This is a genomic window from Actinomadura craniellae (assembly GCF_003289645.1).
In the GTDB taxonomy this organism is placed as follows: Bacteria; Actinomycetota; Actinomycetes; order Streptosporangiales; family Streptosporangiaceae; genus Actinomadura_D; species Actinomadura_D craniellae.
This window is the reverse complement of the sequence record NZ_QLYX01000022.1, coordinates 42,927-60,844: the sequence shown is the minus strand read 5'-3', so window position 1 is coordinate 60,844 and position 17,918 is coordinate 42,927. Positions and strand designations below refer to the sequence as shown.

At 72.9% G+C, this 17,918-nt stretch carries 13 protein-coding genes; 6 read left to right on the top strand and 7 right to left on the bottom strand.

What is annotated here, in order from left to right:
* Nucleotides 1–121: 121 nt before the first annotated feature.
* Complete coding sequence (locus tag DPM19_RS32495; protein WP_111871922.1) at nucleotides 122–1,255, bottom strand: serine hydrolase domain-containing protein; 1,134 nt, start codon at nucleotides 1,253–1,255, stop codon at nucleotides 122–124.
* Nucleotides 1,256–1,390: 135 nt separating this feature from the next.
* Between DPM19_RS32495 and DPM19_RS32490 the strand changes: the two genes are divergently transcribed.
* Nucleotides 1,391–1,930 carry a PadR family transcriptional regulator gene (locus tag DPM19_RS32490; protein WP_111871921.1) on the top strand — a complete coding sequence of 180 codons (540 nt, stop codon included), beginning with the start codon at nucleotides 1,391–1,393 and terminating at the stop codon, nucleotides 1,928–1,930.
* 292 nt (nucleotides 1,931–2,222) lie between these two features.
* Here DPM19_RS32490 and DPM19_RS32485 read toward each other — a convergent pair whose 3' ends face one another.
* Entirely contained in the window at nucleotides 2,223–2,618 is a 396-nt protein-coding gene (locus DPM19_RS32485) for a RidA family protein (RefSeq protein WP_111871920.1), read from the bottom strand.
* A 127-nt stretch (nucleotides 2,619–2,745) separates the two neighbouring features.
* Here DPM19_RS32485 and DPM19_RS32480 point away from each other — a divergent pair, with 127 nt between their 5' ends.
* A complete protein-coding gene (locus tag DPM19_RS32480; protein ID WP_111871919.1) occupies nucleotides 2,746–3,768 on the top strand; it encodes a helix-turn-helix transcriptional regulator in 1,023 nt (340 codons plus the stop codon).
* 110 nt (nucleotides 3,769–3,878) lie between these two features.
* Here DPM19_RS32480 and DPM19_RS32475 read toward each other — a convergent pair whose 3' ends face one another.
* Both DPM19_RS32475 and DPM19_RS32470 read right to left on the bottom strand, forming a co-directional pair.
* On the bottom strand, nucleotides 3,879–4,367 hold the full coding sequence (locus DPM19_RS32475) for a GNAT family N-acetyltransferase (RefSeq protein WP_199485406.1): 489 nt from the start codon (nucleotides 4,365–4,367) through the stop codon (nucleotides 3,879–3,881).
* Nucleotides 4,368–4,483: 116 nt separating this feature from the next.
* Entirely contained in the window at nucleotides 4,484–5,947 is a 1,464-nt protein-coding gene (locus tag DPM19_RS32470) for an aldehyde dehydrogenase family protein (protein WP_111871917.1), read from the bottom strand.
* A gap of 278 nt (nucleotides 5,948–6,225) precedes the next feature.
* On the opposite strand from DPM19_RS32470, the gene DPM19_RS35570 reads away from it, so the two are divergent.
* Nucleotides 6,226–10,314: an nSTAND1 domain-containing NTPase gene (locus tag DPM19_RS35570; RefSeq protein WP_111871916.1), complete on the top strand. Its 4,089-nt coding sequence runs from the start codon at nucleotides 6,226–6,228 to the stop codon at nucleotides 10,312–10,314.
* A gap of 54 nt (nucleotides 10,315–10,368) precedes the next feature.
* Here DPM19_RS35570 and DPM19_RS32460 read toward each other — a convergent pair whose 3' ends face one another.
* Nucleotides 10,369–11,664, bottom strand: coding sequence for an extracellular solute-binding protein (locus DPM19_RS32460; protein ID WP_158566965.1), 1,296 nt, complete (start codon nucleotides 11,662–11,664; stop codon nucleotides 10,369–10,371).
* Nucleotides 11,665–11,772: 108 nt separating this feature from the next.
* Nucleotides 11,773–12,309: a MarR family winged helix-turn-helix transcriptional regulator gene (locus tag DPM19_RS32455; RefSeq protein WP_407642579.1), complete on the bottom strand. Its 537-nt coding sequence runs from the start codon at nucleotides 12,307–12,309 to the stop codon at nucleotides 11,773–11,775.
* A 107-nt stretch (nucleotides 12,310–12,416) separates the two neighbouring features.
* Here DPM19_RS32455 and icmF point away from each other — a divergent pair, with 107 nt between their 5' ends.
* Nucleotides 12,417–15,635 (top strand): fused isobutyryl-CoA mutase/GTPase IcmF, encoded by a 3,219-nt coding sequence (gene icmF, locus DPM19_RS32450; protein ID WP_111871913.1) that lies wholly within the window; start codon nucleotides 12,417–12,419, stop codon nucleotides 15,633–15,635.
* Nucleotides 15,628–16,407: a helical backbone metal receptor gene (locus DPM19_RS32445; protein ID WP_199485404.1), complete on the top strand. Its 780-nt coding sequence runs from the start codon at nucleotides 15,628–15,630 to the stop codon at nucleotides 16,405–16,407. The genes icmF and DPM19_RS32445 overlap by 8 nt, the downstream gene beginning before the upstream one ends.
* 6 nt (nucleotides 16,408–16,413) lie before the next feature.
* On the opposite strand, the gene DPM19_RS32440 is transcribed toward DPM19_RS32445, so the two are convergent.
* Nucleotides 16,414–16,791 carry a VOC family protein gene (locus DPM19_RS32440; RefSeq protein WP_111871912.1) on the bottom strand — a complete coding sequence of 126 codons (378 nt, stop codon included), beginning with the start codon at nucleotides 16,789–16,791 and terminating at the stop codon, nucleotides 16,414–16,416.
* A gap of 156 nt (nucleotides 16,792–16,947) precedes the next feature.
* On the opposite strand from DPM19_RS32440, the gene DPM19_RS32435 reads away from it, so the two are divergent.
* Nucleotides 16,948–17,901: an NADP-dependent oxidoreductase gene (locus DPM19_RS32435; RefSeq protein WP_111871911.1), complete on the top strand. Its 954-nt coding sequence runs from the start codon at nucleotides 16,948–16,950 to the stop codon at nucleotides 17,899–17,901.
* Nucleotides 17,902–17,918 lie beyond the last annotated feature (17 nt).

Below are 17,918 nucleotides of genomic sequence, written 5' to 3'. Positions count from 1 at the left end.
GAGACCCGAGCGGCCATCGAGTCGCCGCGTAGCCGCACATGTTCATCCGGTGCCTACGAGTCTTATACAGCGCGATGCCCCCACCCCGCACCACCCGGGTGGACGGAGAGCCTTTCCGCTCTCATGAACGCCAGGCGCTCAGGCACCGTGCCATGAACCGGAAGGGGATGGCCTGCCCCTTGGTCTGGTCGACGGTGCCGGCCAGGTGCAGGTCGAGTTCCGGACAGTGGAAGAGCCAGGTCCCGGTGACTCCCGAGTGGCCGACGAGCGTGACAGGGCGGCGCCCCGGTGCCATGAGCCGACCGATCTTGAAGAACATGGTGCCCAGTCCGTACCGGAGGACGGGGATATTGCGCAGCCGGTTGCGCCGCTTGGTGAGCGACTCCAGTGAGCGGGGGTCGCCGAAGAGTTCGCCGTCGAGCAGCGCGCGCTGAAAGGTGAGGAGATCGCCGGTGGTGCTGTACAGGTCGTTGCTGGACTCGATCATCGACGGCAGCTCCACCCGGCGCTGTTTCGCGTAGAGCGGCGAGGGCGCCGCGGTCGCCGGATCCGGCGGGCGGTGTCCTGGGAGCCAGGTGCGCGTCAGGCCGAGCGGGCCGAGGATCCGCTCGGTCAGCAGATCGGCGAACGACTGGTCGGTCACCGTCTCCACGATGCGGATGAGCAGTTGGAAGCCGGTGTCGGAGTAGCGGGCCTTCTGCCGGGCGGCGGTCAGATCCTGCGGCTCGAAGTGCGGGCGCTGCTGCTCGCGCGTGGTCCGCAGCGTGTCCTCGAAGGTCCAGGCCAGATCCTGACCGGCGGCGAGGCGCTCGTACAGGCTGGGGCCTCCACGACGTTTCTCGAAGTGGTCGGGCAACCCGGAGGTGTGACTCGCGAGGTGGCGCACCGTGATCGCGGAGGTGCGGTCGATCCCCTTGAGGACATGGAGCCCAGTGGTCACCTCCGTCGGCAGATAGCTGTCGATCGGCGCGGCCAGATCGAGTTCGCCGCGCTCGTGTGCCTGCAGCACCAGCGTGATGATGAAACGTTTGGTGACGCTCGCGATGAAGAACGGGGTATCGGGACGCGGCAGGTGATCGGCGGGACCCGAGGCGGCGGACCAGCGCCGTTTCCCGTCGCCGCTCGTGACGGCGAGGTTGGCGTGGTGTACGCCGCGTCGTGCGACCAGGTTCTCCAGGAGGCCGGTCAGCCGCGCGTCGACGTCGTCGGGAACGTGATTGTCAGGAGCGGGGGTCGTGACGAGCGGCGATGGCACGTGGATGTTCCTTGTCTCCGTTCCGGCCGTGAGGCGTCACGGGGTGCGCTGGTGTCGGCGGACGGCGAGGGTCTCAGGGATGAGGATATATCTAATAGACATATCTATGAGAGTCAAAGGGGCTAAACTCGCCCAATGGCCCATGTGATCCTCGGTCTGCTCCTGATCGCCCCGCAGAGCCTCTACGACCTCATCAAAGGATTCGAGGCCGGCGTCGCGCTCTTCTACAGCGCCAGCTCCGGCAGCATCAAACGCGCGCTGGACACCCTGCTCGCGCGGGGCCTCATCGAGGTCGCCAGCGTCGAAGCCGGAGGTCGGGGGCGGAAGGTGTACCGCCTGACCGACGCCGGTCGGCACGAGTTCCACGCGTGGATGACAGGGGAACCGGTCGGGCCCGATCTGGAGACCGCGGCGCTCTCCAGGCTCTACTTCCTCGGCCTGCTGGAGCCGGCCGAACGCGCATCGGTGCTCCGCCGTATCACGGCTCGCATCGAGACCGACCTCGCCGGCCTCTCGGCCCTCGACAGGCACCTCGACACCCTGGACGTCCCCGAGGAACACCGCGACCTCGCCACCCACCAGCGCGCGGCGCTCGAATACGGCATCGCCGCACACCGCTTCGCGCTCGACTGGTTCCGCGATCACATCGACCGGCACGAGTCGCCGAGCCGCTGACACCGCACACAGGCCAGAGCGTTCCGTCCTTGATGTCTGACCGGTCTGTCGACATGGGCCCGCTGACCACGAACGTTTGCCGGGTTTGATCACGCCGCTCGTGGGCGGCCCCAGCGTGTCGTCGTCCGCTGCAGATACGGGCGCGTTCGCGGCGAACGTTCGTGGTCACCGAACTAGAAGGGGTAAGCCGGGGTCTGCTGCGGACGGTGCCCCAGCGGGTCTCGGTGAAGGCTTCGATGCTGGCGGCGGCGGCGCCGAAGCGGGAGCCGGTGCCGGAGGCGCCGAGGCCGCATCACGCGACGGCGGTCCCCTCGAGCTCGACCATCAGGGTGGGGATCGCCAGCCGGGTCACCCCGAGCATCGTGGTGGCCGGCGCCACCCCGGCGGCGCCCAACCGCGACGCCAGCACGCCGTAGTGCCGGAAGAGCAGATCGACGTCGGTGGTGTAGACGTTGAGCCGGACGAGGTTCGCGAGGGACATGCCGGCCTCGCCGAGAACGGCCTCCAGGTTGTCGAGGCTCAGCGCCAGCTGTGCCGCCATGTCGTCGGCATGCTGAGGTTCGCCTTCGCCGCTCATCGCGGTCTGCCCGGAGCAGTACAGGGTCCGGGTGTGCCCGGAGACGATCTCACCCTGGTTGAACCCCATCTCCATCGACCATGTCACCGGGTTGACCGCCGTTCGCTGCATTGCCACATCAGCTCCGTTCGATTCATCGGGAGTAGGTACGTCCAACGGCTCGGTGGCCGCTGTCGTGCGACGAGCCTCCCCGTAAATCACGACATCCTCGGTCGTGTTTTCTGGGAGGGTTCTTCGTATGCGCGCCGACCGGTTGGTCTCGCTGGTGCTGCTGCTGCGCCAGCGCGGCCGGCTGACCGCGGCCACGCTGGCCCGCGAGCTGGAGGTGTCCACCCGCACCGTGCTGCGCGACATCGAGGCGCTGTCCGCGGCCGGCGTCCCGGTCTACGCCGAACGCGGCCGGCACGGCGGTTTCGCGTTGCTGCAGGGTTTCCGGACCGACCTCACCGGGCTGAACCACGACGAGGCACTCGCCCTGCTGGTCGCCGGATCGCGGCGCGGCGCGCAGGCCTTCGGCCTCGGCTCGGCGCTCGCTTCGGCCATGCTCAAGGTGGTCGACGCGCTACCCGAAGGCCATCGGGACACCGCGGCCGGCGTGGCCCAGCGATTGCTCATCGACCCGGAGATCGACCTGCTCTCACGCCGGCTGGTCACCGAGGAGGTGCCCGACACCGTAGTGACCGAGGTCCGGCGTGCGGTGCTGGCCGGACACAGGCTGCGCATCCACTACAAGGCTGTGGACCAGCCCCCGAAGTGGCGCACGGTGGACCCGATCGGCCTGGTCACCGTACGCGGCCAGGGCTACTTGCTGGCCACCAGGTCCGGCGCGGACCGCACCTACCGGCTGTCGCGGATCCTGGCCGCCGAGGAACTCGCCGAACCCGCACAGCGACCGGACCGGGTCGACCTGGACCGGGTCTGGCAGGAACGCAGCACGCAGTTCCGGGCCGGCGGCGACCAGGTCACCGTGCTGGTACGGGTGAACCCGGCGCGGCGGGAGCACCTGGTGAGCACCGCGCTGGCCGTCCGCGCCGAAGAACCCGACACAGACGGCTGGCTCCGGCTGGAGGTGACCTTCCAAGACTCACGACACGCCGAATGGGCGCTGTGGCAGCTCGCCACGGACGCCGAAGCCCTGGCCCCCCAGTGGTTGCGGACCACCCTGCACGACCGCGCCACCGCGATCGCCACCCGCTACGAAGCCTCATCCGTAGCGCAGGTGGGCGGGCACGGCGCTGACGGTGCCCGCGCGGGGCCATGAACGTGCGACCGCGCACCGACCTGTCAGCACGGAACGCCTGACGACGGTGCGGTGCCCTCCTCGCCGTCACCGAGGCCGGACGCCGGGACCGGCTCCGTGCGCGGGACGGCTCACAGCCGCCGGTACATGATGTGCAGCCCGACGTAGCCGTGCGCCGGGTGGTGGAAGCCGGCCGGGAGGGTGGTCATCACGTCGAGGCCGAGCGACCTCCACAGTGCCACCGCCCGGGTGTTGGTCTCCACGACGGCGTTGAACTGCATCGCTCGGAAGCCGTCCTTGCGTGCTTGTTCCAGGACATGCTCGCCGAGCGCCCGGCCGACGCCCCGGCCGGAGTGGCGCGGATCGACCATGAAGCTCGCGCTGGCGATGTGCGCGGCGCCGCCACCATGGTTGCGGACGCTGTTGGCCGTGCCCAGGACGGTTCCCTCCGCGTTCACGGCGACGAAGGTGCGGCCCGGCGGCTCCGGGAACCACATCCGCCCGGCCTGGGATTCGGTGGTGTCCCGATCCCAGGAGAACGTCTCACCGGCCCGCACGATGCCCTCCATGAACGCCCACATCCCGGGCCAGTCGTGCGGCGTCGCCTCTCGGATCAGCATGGCCGCCAGCATGGGCCGACCAGGCCGGGGCGGCAACCGGGTTTCGGACCGTGCAGGCACCGGGGCCGGACCGCGTGCCGCCCGGCGAACCGATCACGTGATCCGCGGGACGGGCCCTAGAAGGGGTACGCCGGGGGTTCGCCGCGGACGGTGACCCAGCGGGTCTCGGTGAACGCTTCGACGTTGGCGGCGGCGCCGCCGAAGCGGGAGCCGGTGCCGGAGGCGCCGACCCCGCCGAAGGGGGCGTTGGCCTCGTCGCTGACGGTCTGGTCGTTGATGTGGACGATGCCGGTGGGGATGCGGTCGGCGAGGGCCAGGCCCTTCATCACGTCCCGGGTCACGATGCCCAGGGACAGGCCGTACTCGCTGTCGGCCGCCAGGCGGGCCGCCTCGTCGGCGCTCGCCACCCGGGTCACCGAGGCGACCGGGCCGAAGACCTCCTCGCGGAAGGCCGGTGCGGCGGGGGGTGTCTCGGCGAGGACGGTCGCCCGGTAGAAGAGGTCCTCGTACTCGCCACCGGCTGCGACCCGGGCGCCCGCCTCGCGGGAGCCCGTCACCAGGGCGTGGATCTTGTCGCGCTGGCCGGCGTCGATGACCGGGCCGAGCGCGACCTCCCCGGCCGCCGGGTCGCCGACCGGCAGACCCGCGGCCTTGGCGGCCAGCCGCTCGACGAAGTCGTCGTACACCTGCTCGTGGACGATGTGCCGGCCGACCGTCATGCAGATCTGGCCCTGGTGGAAGAAGGCGCCGAAGGCCGCCAGCGACACGGCCTGGTCCACGTCCACGTCGTCCAGCACGACGAGCGCGGAGTTGCCGCCGAGCTCCAGGTGCGCCCGCTTGAGGTGCCTGCCCGCCAGCTCGCCGACCCGGCGGCCGGCGGCGGTGGAGCCGGTGAAGGAGATGACCCGGACCAGCGGGTGGGTGACCAGCGCCTCGCCGACGTCCACCCCGCCGGGCAGCACCTGGAGGACGCCCGGCGGCAGGCCCGCCGCCTCGAAGATCCGGGCGATGGTCACGCCGCCGGTGACGGCGGTGCGGGGGTCGGGCTTGAGGATGACGGCGTTGCCGAGCGCGAGGGCCGGGGCGACCGACCGGATGCCGAGGATGATCGGGACGTTGAACGGCGAGATGACGCCCACCACCCCCGCCGGTACCCGGCGCGCCATGGACAGCCGGGGCTCCTCGCTGGGCAGCAGCTCGCCGTAGGGGCGGCCGGGCAGCGCGGCGGCCTCGTAGCACTCCTGCGCCGCGACGTGGGTGGCGAAGCCGGCCATCGGCGGGATCGCGCCGACCTCCCGGATGTTCCACCCGGAGATCTCCTCGGCGTGCTCGGCCCACAGGTCCCCGGCCTTGCGCAGCACCGCTGCGCGCTGCGGGTAGGGCGTCGCGGCCCACGCGCGCTGCGCCTCGGCGGCGGACTCGGCGGCCCGGGCCAGGTCCTCGGCGGTCGCCACCCCGTACCGGCCGAGTTCGGCGCCGGTCGCGGGCTCCACCACGGGCCGCTCGCCACCGGACCCCGGAGCCCACTCGCCGCCGATGAAGATCTTGCCCGGCCAGTCCGCGCCGTCCAGCAGTCCCATGCCGTTCCCCTCGCCGAAACATGCCCCGATGAGAGGTTCGTCACCGGTGACAGGCCCAGACGGTAGGTCAGCGGCGATCCCCCGTCAACGGCGCCATCCACCGGGCGGAAGGTCAGGGCCTGAAGCGGGCCCACACCCACGTGCCGCCCGCCGGATCGCGCCGGTAACCGCAGTCGGGAAAGGCTCCGGCTGCGCTGTGTCACGGAAGGCGCACTCTCGTGAGCGGGCGGGGGCATCATGGGGGCGGCGCCCCGTTTCCCACCCCCCGGGGAGATCGCATGACGGACGACGACGTTTTCGTGCCGGAGTTCCTGGGCGGGCCGGCCAGGCCGCGGGGCCACTGCCTCCTGCTGGCCATCGACATCACCGGGTACGGCGGGATCCGCACGATCGCCGCGCAGGGGGAGGTGCGGAGCCGCTACTACCGGATGCTGTGCGAGTGCCTCACCGGCGCCGGGGTCAGGCTGGCGGACTGCTACGGCGAGGACCGGGGCGACGGCACGATCATCACGATCCCGGGGCATTACGACCCGCTGCCGCTGCTGTCCACCTTCGTCGAGGATCTGCAGTACTCGCTGCGGCAGCGCAACCGGGAGGCCGGCGCCCGCAGCCGGATCCGGCTGCGCGTCGGCCTGCACGCCGGGGAGGCGCACCACGACGGGAAGGGCCTCGTCGGCGGCGACGTGAACTTCGTGTTCCGCCTGATCGAGCTCGACAACCTGAAGAAGGAGTTCGCCGAGTCAGGCAGTTCCCTGGCGTTCGTCGTCTCCGACCGGATCTACCGGTCCTCCGTGCAGCCGGCGCCCCGTCCGGTGGACCCGGACTCCTTCACGCCCATCCGGGGCCGCAAGAAGGAGACGAGCACCGTCGCGTGGTTCCAGCTCAGGGGGCGGGCCGACCCGCGGGAGCCCGAAGACCGGGAGCACGGCCTGGCGGAACTGTGCCCCTACCCGGGCCTGGCCCCGTTCGAGATGGACAACGTGCGGTGGTTCTTCGGCCGTGAGCGGGTGACGGCGGAACTGCTGCAACGGCTGGACCGCGCGGGGCCGCTGTTCGTCGTGGGGCCGTCGGGGGTGGGGAAGTCGTCGCTGCTGCGGGCGGGGCTGCTGGACGCGCTGCGCACCGGCGGGCTGGGCGTTCCGGGGTCCGGTGACTGGCCGCGGCTGGTGTTCACCCCCACCGCCGACCCCGTCCGCGAGCTCGCAGACCGGCTCGGCGCCGAGCCGGAGCACGAGGCGCTGGTCGCGGGCGCCCGGGCCCGGGCGGCGGAGGCCGGCCGGCTGGTGGTCGTGGTCGACCAGTTCGAGGAGATCTTCACGCTCTGCCCGGACGAGGACCGGCGCCGGTCGTTCATCCGGACGCTGTGCGCGCTGGCGGCCGGGGATTCGCCGCCCGCCCTGGTCGTCCTCGGGCTGCGGGCGGACCACCTCGGGGCCTGCATGGAGTACCCGGAGCTGACGGACGCCCTCCAGGCCGACTTCCTGCCGGTCAAGCCGATGACGTCCGCGGAACTGCGCGAGGTGATCGAGCGGCCCGCCCGCGACGTCGGACTGGAGATCGAACCGGGCCTGGTCGAGGTGCTGCTGCGCGACCTCGACGTCGCGGGGAGCCCGCCGGGGGCGGCCCGGGCCACCGGCGCCCTGCCGCTGCTGGCGCACGCGCTGCGCGCGACCTGGCAGCAGTGCCGGGGCGACGCCCTCACCCTCGACGGCTACCGCGTCATCGGCGGGATCCAGGGCGCGATCGCCGGCACGGCGGAGCAGACCTTCCAGCGGCTGGGCCCGGCCGGGCGGCAGGCCGTCCGCCGACTGCTGCTCCACCTGGTCAAGGTCACCGGGGACGGCCGCTCCCGCCGCCGGGTGGACCGCGCCGAACTGGTCACCGGGGCGCGGGACCCCGCGGCGGCGGCGCGGGCACTGGACGAGCTGGCCGCCGCCCGGCTGGTCACGCTGGACGAGAAGAGCGCCGAGATCGCGCACGACGCCCTGCTGACCGAGTGGCCCCGGCTGTACCGGTGGGTGGACGAGGACCGGGACGGGCTGCTCGTCCGCCAGCGGCTCATGGAGGACGCCGCCACCTGGCTCGACCAGGGCAGGGAACCCTCCGGCCTGTACCGCGGCTCGCGGCTGGCGGCGGCGCACGAGTGGGCCGAGGAGGCCGGTGCCGGGGCCGACCTGACGCAGGACGCCGGGGAGTTCCTCGCCGCGTCCGTCGCGGCCTCGCAGGCCGAGCGGCGGGCGGTCCGCCGCCGGACCCGCATGCTGCAGTGGCTCGCCGCCGGCCTGGCGGTCCTGCTCGTGGTGGCGGTCACCACGACCCTCCTCGCCGTGTCGGGCAGGCAGACGATGGCCCGGGAGCGGAACCTGGCGCTGTCGCGGCAGCTCGCCGGGGAGGCCGCCGCGCTGCGGGACCAGGCGCGGCTGTCCACGCAGCTCAGCGTGCTGGCCTACCGGGTCGAGCCGTCGGACGAGGCGCGCGACGGCCTGCTGAGCGTCCAGGCCCGGTACCAGACCGCCCGGATCGCCACCGAGGGCCCCGCCGGCGGTGTCGCCTTCAGCCCGGACGGCCGCACGGTGGCGGGGGCCGACCAGGACGGGGTCCGGCTGTGGGACGCCGCCTCCCGCCGGCCCGCCGGTACCGTCGCCGACGGCCGCCCCTTCTACGGCGTCGGCTACAGCGGGGACGGCCGCCTGCTCGCCGCCCCGGCCCGGGACGGCACGGTGGTGGTCCGGGACTCCCGCACCGGCGGGGTCGAGGTGCTGACGCAGGGGCCACACAACCGGGGGCCGATCAACGCGGTCGCCTTCGGCCCCGGCGGCCGCCTGCTCGCCGGCGCCGGGCACGACGGCGTCGTCCGGCTGTGGGACGTGCGCGCCCGCCGCGTGGTCGACGAGCTGACCGGGGACCGCGGGCCGGTGGAGTCCGTCGCCTTCGCCCCGGACGGCCGGACGGTCGCGGCGGTCGGCGCCGACCCGGTGGTGACGCTGTGGGACGCCTCCTCCGGGCGCCGGGCCGGCCGGCTGGAGAGCGCCTCCGGCCCGGGCCGCGCGGTGGTGTTCGACCCGGCGGGGAAGGTCCTGGCCTTCGCCGGAAGCGACGGGACGATCGAGGTGTGGGACGTGCGGGCCCGGACCCGGCTGGCACGGCTGAGCGGGCACGCCGGCCCGATCACGGCGCTGGCGTTCAGCCCGGACGGCGGGATCCTCGCGTCCGGCGGCGACGACGCGTCCGTCCGGCTGTGGGACATGGCGACCCACCGCCTGATCACCCCGCTGACCGGCCCGGACGGGCCGATCAGGGGAGTGGCGTTCAGCCCGGACGGCGGTACCGTCGCCGGCGCCGGCGACGACTCCGGCATCGCGTTCTGGCGGCTCGGGACGCTGGCCGCCGGGGAGGCCGAAGCCGTCAGCGCCGTCGCCTTCCGGCCCGACGGGGTCCCCGTCCAGGCCGCGGGCGGGGACCGCGCGATCCGGGTCTGGGACGTGCGCACGGGTGCGCGGGTGGCGGAACTCGGCGGCCACCGGGGCGCCGCCCGCGCGCTGGCCCTGGACCGGGACGGGCGGACGCTCGCCGCCGGCCTCGCCGACGGGCTGGCCGTGTGGAACCTGCCGTCCGGGGCCGGGCCGGTGCGGCTGGGCACCGGCCCGGTGAGCGCGGTGGCGTTCGGCCCGGACGGTCATGTGGCCGCGGCCGCCGTCGGCCGGACGCTCACGCTGTGGGACGTGCGGGCCCGCCGTCAGGTCGTCGAGTTGGTCCCCCACCCCAGCCCGATCACCACGATCGCGTTCAGCGCGGACGGCCGGACCGTGGCGACGGGGAGCGGCGACCGGACCGTGAGCCTGACCCGGCTGTCGGTCTCGCCCGACGGCGCGCGGGTCCAGGCGACCACCGACTGCGGCGGGGGGCACCTCGGGGCGATCCGCGCGCTGGCCTTCAGCTCGCGGGACGACGTGTTCGTCAGCGTCGGGACGGACCGCAAGGTCACGCTCTGGGCGCAGCGCCCGTGCCGGCCGATCCGGACCTTCACCGACCACACCCGGGCCGTCGTCGCGGTGGCGTTCAGCCCGGACGGCGGCCGGTTCGCCAGCGCCGGCCAGGACCACGTCATCAACATCTGGGAGGTTCCGCGGGGGGCGGCCGTCCGGGCCGAGCGGATCGCCTCGCTCACCGGGCAGGCGGACGCCCTGTCGCTGGCGTTCGGCCCGGCGGGCGGTGTCCTGCTCAGCGCGGACGCGCAGGGCCGGCCGGTCCTCTGGGACACCGACCCCGGCCGGGTCGCCGACCGCGTCTGCCGCACCCGGCCGGTGCCGCCGGAAGACGAATGGGCCCGCCACGTGCCGCGGGGCCTGCCGGAGCCGTGCCCGTGAGGCGTCATGGGCCCGCCACGTGCGCGGGCCTTTCGGGGCCGTGCCCGTGCGGCGTTACGGGGCGGTCGCCGGGAGGAGCCGGTCGATCCGCCGCTGCGCCTCGCGCAGGGCCCGCTCCGGCGGCACGGCGCCGGTCAGCGCGCGGTGGATCTCCGTGTAGACGATCTGGCTCACCTGCGGGTACCGCGGGGTGGACGCGGGGCGGCGGACCGGACGGCTCGCGGTGGTCGCGGCGAGCGCGGGGTTGCCCCTGACGATCGCGTCCGCGCGGACCGCGGCGTTGACGGGGATCTTCGAGTACTGGGCGACCGTGTACTGCGCCGGGAAGTCGGTGATCCAGTCGATGAAGGCGCGCACCTCGTCCAAGTGCTCGGTGCGCGGGTTGACGAAGAGGCTCCAGCCGCCCACGACCGACGCCCGGGACTCCGGCCGCCCGTCGAAGGTGGGCAGCGGCGCGACGCCGACCTTGCCGCGGACCGGAAGGTTCAGCTCGGAGATCTCGGGGTTCCAGGTGCGCAGGAAGGCCGCCTGGCCGGACTCGAAGACCTGGAGCGCCTGCGTTTCCCGGAAGGTGGTCACGGCCGCGGGTGACGTCCCGTCGGTCAGCATCCGGCGCATGAACCGCAGCGCGTCCAGCGCCTCGGGGGAGTCGACGCGCAGCCCCGTGCCGGCGGGCGAGAGCGCCATCTCGGCCCGGGCGTGCGCCGCGAACTCCGCCCAGACGCACATCAGCCCCTCGTAGGCCACCCCCTGCCAGACGAAACCGTGCTCCACCCGCCCCTCGCGGACGAGCCGGCGGGCGAGCTCGGACAGTTCCTCCCAGGTGCGCGGCGGGCCGTCCGCACCCGCCTCGGCCAGCAGGTCCTTGCGGTACATCAGGACGCTCTGGTCGGCGAAGAAGGGGACGGAATAGCTTTTCCCGCCGTACACGGTGGCCGCGACCAGCTCCTGGGGGAACCTGTTCCAAAAGGACGGGGGGAAGTGCCGGTCGAGGGGTGCCGCCAGGTGGTTCGCGGCGAACTCGGCGGGCCAGATGATGTCACCCAGATAGACGTCCGGGGGAAGGTCGTGGCCTTTCCTGGCGATGGTGTCGCGTATCCAGGAGCGCTTTTCGTCGGTGTTCATCGGCCCGGAGACCACTTCGATCCTGATCAGCGGGTGGGCCCGCTGGAACGCGTTGACCAGGGGTTCCCGGAGGTCCTGCCGGCTGTCGGTGATCGAGCTGGCGAACCACCTGATCCTGGCCGGGCGTGCGGGGCCGCCGGCGGGGGGCGCCGCTTCGGTGCAGCCGGCGAGCGCGCCCAGCGCCGCGGCGATCATTAACCGGCGTCTGCCCAATGGTTCCCGCATGACTTGAGGGTACGTTCTTCGGCGCATATACGCCGATGATTTTGTGCTGGACGCCCCGCTATTAATGCCCTATCCCCGGCAAAACGGATGGCGTATCCGGTGCCGTTCTCAGCGCGGGGCGGTCTGCTCCGGGACGGGGGCGCAGTCGCCGGTGGTGACGCGGACGTCGCGGAGCCGGGCGGTGACCTCGGCGGCCTGCTCGGCGGTGAGGTCGGGCATGCCGAAGTCGGCGGCGTTGAGGGTCTCGGTGGCCTCGGCGACCAGGCTCCGGCCCGCCGGGGTGATCTCGGCGAGGACGATGCGCCGGTCGTCGGGGGAGGGGCGGCGGAGCACGAGGCCGCGCTGTTCCAGCCGGCCGATCACGTTGGTGACCGAGGCGGGGTGCACCATCAGGCGCTGGCCCATCTTCCCCATGGGCAGCGCGCCGGTGCGGGTGAAGGCCAGCAGGCGCAGCGCCTCGTAGCCGGCGAAGGTCAGCCCGTGCGGCTTGAGCAGGCCCTCGATCCGGCCGAGCAGCAGTTGCTGGACGCGCATCACCGAGGTCACGGCCGCCATGTGGTCGGCGTGCTCGGGCCACCGGACGCTCCACTGGCGGTGCGCCTCGGCGATGGGGTCGAAGGAGTGCGGGCTGGGCACCCGCCCCACGGTACGTGAGCGCGGTCCGTACTGCACGGACGGTGGCTTGACGGCGATACCTGGCATAATTACTTTGAAGGCCAAATATTGGGCGTCCAATGATCGGGGAGGTCCCCATGAGCTCGCTGCACGTGCCGGTGCACCCGGTGCGGTTCGTGACGGCCGCGGCCCTGTTCGACGGGCACGACGCCGCGATCAACATCATGCGGCGCATCCTCCAGTCGCAGGGCGCCGAGGTCGTCCACCTCGGGCACGACCGCTCGGTGCGCGAGGTCGTCGACGCCGTGCTGGAGGAGGACGCCCAGGGCGTCGCGGTCAGCTCCTACCAGGGCGGGCACGTCGAGTACTTCGAGTACCTGACCGCGGCCCTGGCCGAGGCCGGCGCGGGGCGCGTGCAGGTCTTCGGCGGCGGTGGCGGGGTCATCGTCCCCGAGGAGATCGAACGGCTGTCGCGCGCCGGAGTGCGGATCTTCTCCCCCGAGGACGGCCGCCGGCTCGGCCTGCCCGGGATGATCAACGAGCTGATCCGGGACTGCGACGTGGACCTGGCCGCCGACCCCGCCCCGGTGGAGGCCGTGCTGGCGGGGGAGCGGACCGCGCTGGCCCGGACGATCACCTGCCTGCAAGGGGGGACGCTCGCCGCGGCCGACCGCCGGGCGCTGGCCGAGGCGGCGGGCGCCCGGCGGATCCCGGTGCTGGGCATCACCGGAACCGGCGGCTCGGGCAAGTCGTCGCTCACCGACGAACTGGTGCGCCGGCTGCGCACCGACCGGCGCGACAAGCTGCGGGTCGCGGTGCTGGCGGTGGACCCCACCCGGCGGCGCGGCGGCGGGGCCCTGCTGGGCGACCGGATCCGGATGAACTCCCTGGACGGCGACCGGGTGTTCTTCCGCTCCCTGGCCACCCGCGGGGCCCGGGAACTGCCGGAGAACATCGACGCCGTGATCGACGCGTGCAAGGCCGCCGGCTACGACCTGGTGATCCTGGAGACCCCGGGGATCGGGCAGGGCGACGCGGGGATCACGCCGCACGCGGACGTCTCGCTGTACGTGATGACGCCCGAGTTCGGGGCGGCGTCCCAGCTGGAGAAGATCGACATGCTCGACTTCGCCGACGTGGTGGCGATCAACAAGTTCGAGCGGCGCGGCGCCGCGGACGCGCTGCGCGACGTGGCCCGGCAACTGGTCCGCAACCGGGAGGCGTTCGGCGCCGCCCCCGAGGACATGCCGGTCTTCGGCACCAGTGCCGCCACCTTCGACGACGACGGGGTGACCGCGCTGTACGGTCACCTGGCGGGGCTGCTGGCCGAGCACGGCCTGCCCGCCGAGGAGGGCGCGCTGCCCGCCGTCGAGGGCAGGGCGTCCACCCGCATCGCGCAGATCATCCCGCCCAGGCGGGTCCGCTACCTCGCCGAGATCGCCGAGACCGTGCGCGGGTACCACGCCGAGACCGCCCGCCAGGTCGACGCCGTCCGCCGGGTGCAACGGCTGGCCGAGGTCGCCGCCGAGCTGTCCGGCCCCGCGGCCGAGGAGGTCGGGGCGCTGCTGGAGCGGGCCCGGCGGGACGTCCCGGCGGAGAGCGCCGAGCTGGTCGAGGAATGGCCCGCCGTCGTCGAGTCCTACTCCGGCGAGGAGCAGGTGGTGCGGATCCGCGACCGGGAGCTGCGCACCCGGCTGACCCGGGAGTCGCTGTCGGGCAACAAGATCCCGCGGGTGGCGCTGCCCCGCTACGTCGACCACGGCGAGCTGCTGCGGTTCCTGCGGGCCGAGAACCTGCCCGGCCGCTTCCCCTTCACCGCCGGGGTCTTCCCGTTCAAGCGGGACGGCGAGGACCCGGCCCGGATGTTCGCCGGCGAGGGCGACGCCTTCCGCACCAACCGCCGCTTCAAGTTGCTGTCGGAGGGCCAGCCGGCGACCCGGCTGTCCACCGCGTTCGACTCGGTCACCCTGTACGGGCGGGACCCCGACGAGCGTCCCGACGTCTACGGCAAGGTCGGCACCTCCGGGGTGTCGATCGCGACGCTGGAGGACATGAAAGCCCTCTACGCCGGGTTCGACCTGGCCGACCCCACCACCTCGGTGTCGATGACCATCAACGGGCCGGCGCCGACCATCCTGGCGTTCTTCCTCAACACCGCCATGGACCAGGCGCTGGACGCCTTCCGCGCCGAGCACGGCCGCGAGCCCGCCGAGGAGGAGGCCGCCGGGATCCGCGCCCGCATCCTCGCCACCGTGCGGGGGACCGTGCAGGCCGACATCCTCAAGGAGGACCAGGGGCAGAACACCTGCATCTTCTCCACCGAGTTCTCGCTGCGGATGATGGCCGACATCCAGGAGTGGTTCATCGCCCAGCAGGTGCGCAACTTCTACTCGGTGTCGATCTCCGGCTACCACATCGCCGAGGCCGGGGCGAACCCCATCAGCCAGCTCGCCTTCACCCTCGCCAACGGGTTCACCTACGTGGAGGCGTACCTCGCCCGGGGCATGGACGTGGACGACTTCGCCCCGAACCTGTCGTTCTTCTTCTCCAACGGCATGGACCCCGAGTACACCGTCCTGGGCCGGGTGGCCCGCCGGATCTGGGCGGTCGCCATGCGCGAGCGGTACGGGGCGGGCGAGCGCTCGCAGAAGCTGAAGTACCACGTGCAGACCTCGGGCCGCTCCCTGCACGCCCAGGAGATGGACTTCAACGACATCCGCACCACCCTGCAGGCGCTCATCGCGATCTACGACAACTGCAACAGCCTGCACACCAACGCCTACGACGAGGCGGTGACCACGCCCTCCGCCGAGTCGGTGCGCCGCGCCCTGGCCATCCAGCTCATCATCAACCGCGAGTGGGGCCTGGCGATGAACGAGAACCCGCTGCAGGGCTCCTACGTCGTCGACCACCTCACCGACCTGGTGGAGGAGGCGGTGCTGGCCGAGTTCGACCGGATCAGCGAGCGCGGCGGGGTGCTCGGCGCCATGGAGACCGGCTACCAGCGGGGCCGCATCCAGGACGAGTCCATGCTGTACGAGCGGCGCAAGCACGACGGCAGCCTGCCGATCATCGGCGTCAACACCTTCCGCGCCGAGGACGCCGAGAACGTGGTCCGGACCGTGGAGCTCGCCCGGGCCACCGAGGCGGAGAAACGCTCCCAGCTGGAGCGGGTCCGTGACTTCCGGGCCCGGCACGCCGAGGAGGCCCAGGCGGCCCTGGCCGCCCTCAAGGACGCCGCCCGCGGCGGGGACAACGTCTTCGCGGTGCTGATGGACGCCGCCCGGGTCTGCACCCTGCAGCAGATCACCGACGCGTTCTTCGAGGTCGGCGGCCAGTACCGGCGCAATGTCTGAGCCGGTGCGGGACGACACCGGGGCGGCGGTCCGGGTGCCGGAGCGGGTGCGCCGGGTGGTGTCGCTGGTGCCCTCGCTGACCGAGACGGTGGCGGTCACCGCGCCCGGCCTGCTCGCCGGGGCCACCGACTGGTGCAGCCACCCGGCCGGCCTGGACGTGCCGCGCGTCCGGGGCACCAAGAACCCCGACGTCGAGCGGATCGTGGCGCTGCGACCCGACGTCGTGCTCGCCAACGAGGAGGAGAACCGGCCCGCGGACCTGGCCGCGCTGCGGGCGGCCGGCCTCCCCGTCTGGGTGACGGTGATCCGCACGGTGGACGAGGCGCTGGTGTCGCTGCGCCGGATGCTCGCCGCGGCCTGCCGGGTGCCCGAGCCCGGCTGGCTGGCCGACGCGGAGCGGGCCTGGCCCCCGCCGCCGTCCGCCCGCCGGACGGCCGCCGTGCCGATCTGGCGCCGCCCCTGGATGGTCGTCGGCCGGGACACCTTCACCGGCGACGTCCTGTCCCGGCTCGGCGTCGACAACGTGTTCGCCGGCCACGCCGACCGCTACCCCAAGGTGCCGCTGGCGGGGATCCGGGCCGCCGGGCCCGACCTGGTCGTCCTTCCCGACGAGCCGTACCGCTTCACCCGCGACGACGGGCCGGAGTGCTTCCCCGGCACCGAGGTCGCGCTGGTGGACGGCCGGCACCTGACCTGGTACGGCCCCTCCCTGGTGGCGGCCCCGGCCGCGCTGTCGGCCCAACTCCGCGCCACCGTCGTGCACCGGGGCTGAACCCCGTCACCAGCCGCCGTAGGGGACGGTGAGGATCTCCATGGCGTGGCCGTCGGGGTCGTCGAAGTAGACGCCCCGGCCGCCGTCGCGGCGGTTGATCTCGTTCGGCCCGCTGCCGTCGGGGTGGGCGTAGTAGCGCGTGCCGGACTTCTCGATCCGGTTGAAGATGTCGTCGAACTCCTCCTCGCTCACCAGGAACGCGCAGTGGTGCGAGTGGAAGTCGGCGGAGTCCATGTAGTCGAGGGTGACGCCGTTCCCGGTGCGCACCGGGATGAACGGCCCGGTTTGCTCGCCGGCCTCGACGCCGAGGATGCCGGCCAGGAACTCCGCGGACACCCGCTTGTTCCGGGCCGGAACGATGATGTGGTCCAGCAGCACGGCCATGATGGCTCCTTTCCCGCGGAACGTATTCGTACCCACGAGCCTGCAACCTCTATCGAGGTTGAGGTCAAGGGTGCCGGGCCGGAGATTAACCCCAGAACGGACGGGGACGAACGCAACGTAACGACTTGTCGCCGTAGGTCGCATCGGGGGAGCGCCATGCAAGCCATCGTCGTATCCGGGTTCGGGGCGGTTCCGGAATACGTGGACCTGCCCGAGCCGGAGCCCGGACCGAACGAGATCCTCGTCCGGATGCACGCCGCCGGGTACAACCCCTACGACCTGAAGATCGTGGACGGTGCCCTCAAGGACCTCGTGGAGCACCGCTTCCCCCTGATCGTCGGGGTGGACGGCGCGGGCGTCGTGGAGGCGGTGGGCGAGGGCGTCACCCGCTTCATGCCGGGCGACCGGGTCTACGGCCGGTTCCAGGACCCGGCGCGGGGGCTCGGCAGCTACGCGGAGTACAGCGTGGTCGGCGTGGACGGGTCGGTCGCCCGCATGCCCGAGGGCCTGCTCTTCGAGCAGGCGGCCGCGGTGCCGACCGCGAGCGCCACGGGGTTCGACCTGGTCGAAGCCGCCCGGCTGGACGTCGGGCAACGGGTGCTGATCGTCGGCGCGAGCGGCGGGGTCGGCCAGGCGGCCGTCCAGTTCGCCGCCGCCCGCGGCGCGCACGTGATCGCCACCGCGACCTCCGACGTGGCCGGGTTCCTCCGGGAACTGGGCGCCACGGAGATCGTGGACCACACCGCCGGGCCGGTCCCCGAGCAGGTGCTGGCCCTGCACCGGGACGGCCTCGACGCCGTCCTGGACATGGTCACCCCGCCGGCCGGCATCGAGCCGCTGGTCAACCTGCTGCGCCCCGGCGGCGTGATCGTCAGCACGATCTTCTCGCTGAACCCCGACACCCTCGCCGCCCGCAAGATCCGCGGCATCAACCTGCTGAGCGAGCCCGACGCGGCCCGGCTGGCGTCCCTGGCCGACCTGTTCGACGCCGGCCGGCTGAAGATCCGGCTCGAAGCCCTGGTGCCGTTCCAGGAGGCCGTGGACATGCTGCGGAACGTCCACCGGCACAAGGCCCGCGGCAAGACCGTCATCGAGATCGCGAGTTCCTGAGCCGGGTGATCCGGCGG

What these genes read in the sequence shown, in the direction of transcription:
- DPM19_RS32490 (WP_111871921.1), top strand. Translation starts at nt 1,391, where the DNA reads ATGGCCCATGTGATCCTCGGTCTGCTCCTGATCGCCCCGCAGAGCCTC.
- DPM19_RS32485 (WP_111871920.1), bottom strand. Translation starts at nt 2,618, where the DNA reads ATGCAGCGAACGGCGGTCAACCCGGTGACATGGTCGATGGAGATGGGG.
- DPM19_RS32480 (WP_111871919.1), top strand. Translation starts at nt 2,746, where the DNA reads ATGCGCGCCGACCGGTTGGTCTCGCTGGTGCTGCTGCTGCGCCAGCGC.
- DPM19_RS32475 (WP_199485406.1), bottom strand. Translation starts at nt 4,367, where the DNA reads ATGCTGATCCGAGAGGCGACGCCGCACGACTGGCCCGGGATGTGGGCG.
- DPM19_RS32470 (WP_111871917.1), bottom strand. Translation starts at nt 5,947, where the DNA reads ATGGGACTGCTGGACGGCGCGGACTGGCCGGGCAAGATCTTCATCGGC.
- DPM19_RS35570 (WP_111871916.1), top strand. Translation starts at nt 6,226, where the DNA reads ATGACGGACGACGACGTTTTCGTGCCGGAGTTCCTGGGCGGGCCGGCC.
- DPM19_RS32460 (WP_158566965.1), bottom strand. Translation starts at nt 11,664, where the DNA reads ATGCGGGAACCATTGGGCAGACGCCGGTTAATGATCGCCGCGGCGCTG.
- icmF (WP_111871913.1), top strand. Translation starts at nt 12,417, where the DNA reads ATGAGCTCGCTGCACGTGCCGGTGCACCCGGTGCGGTTCGTGACGGCC.
- DPM19_RS32445 (WP_199485404.1), top strand. Translation starts at nt 15,628, where the DNA reads ATGTCTGAGCCGGTGCGGGACGACACCGGGGCGGCGGTCCGGGTGCCG.
- DPM19_RS32440 (WP_111871912.1), bottom strand. Translation starts at nt 16,791, where the DNA reads ATGGCCGTGCTGCTGGACCACATCATCGTTCCGGCCCGGAACAAGCGG.
- DPM19_RS32435 (WP_111871911.1), top strand. Translation starts at nt 16,948, where the DNA reads ATGCAAGCCATCGTCGTATCCGGGTTCGGGGCGGTTCCGGAATACGTG.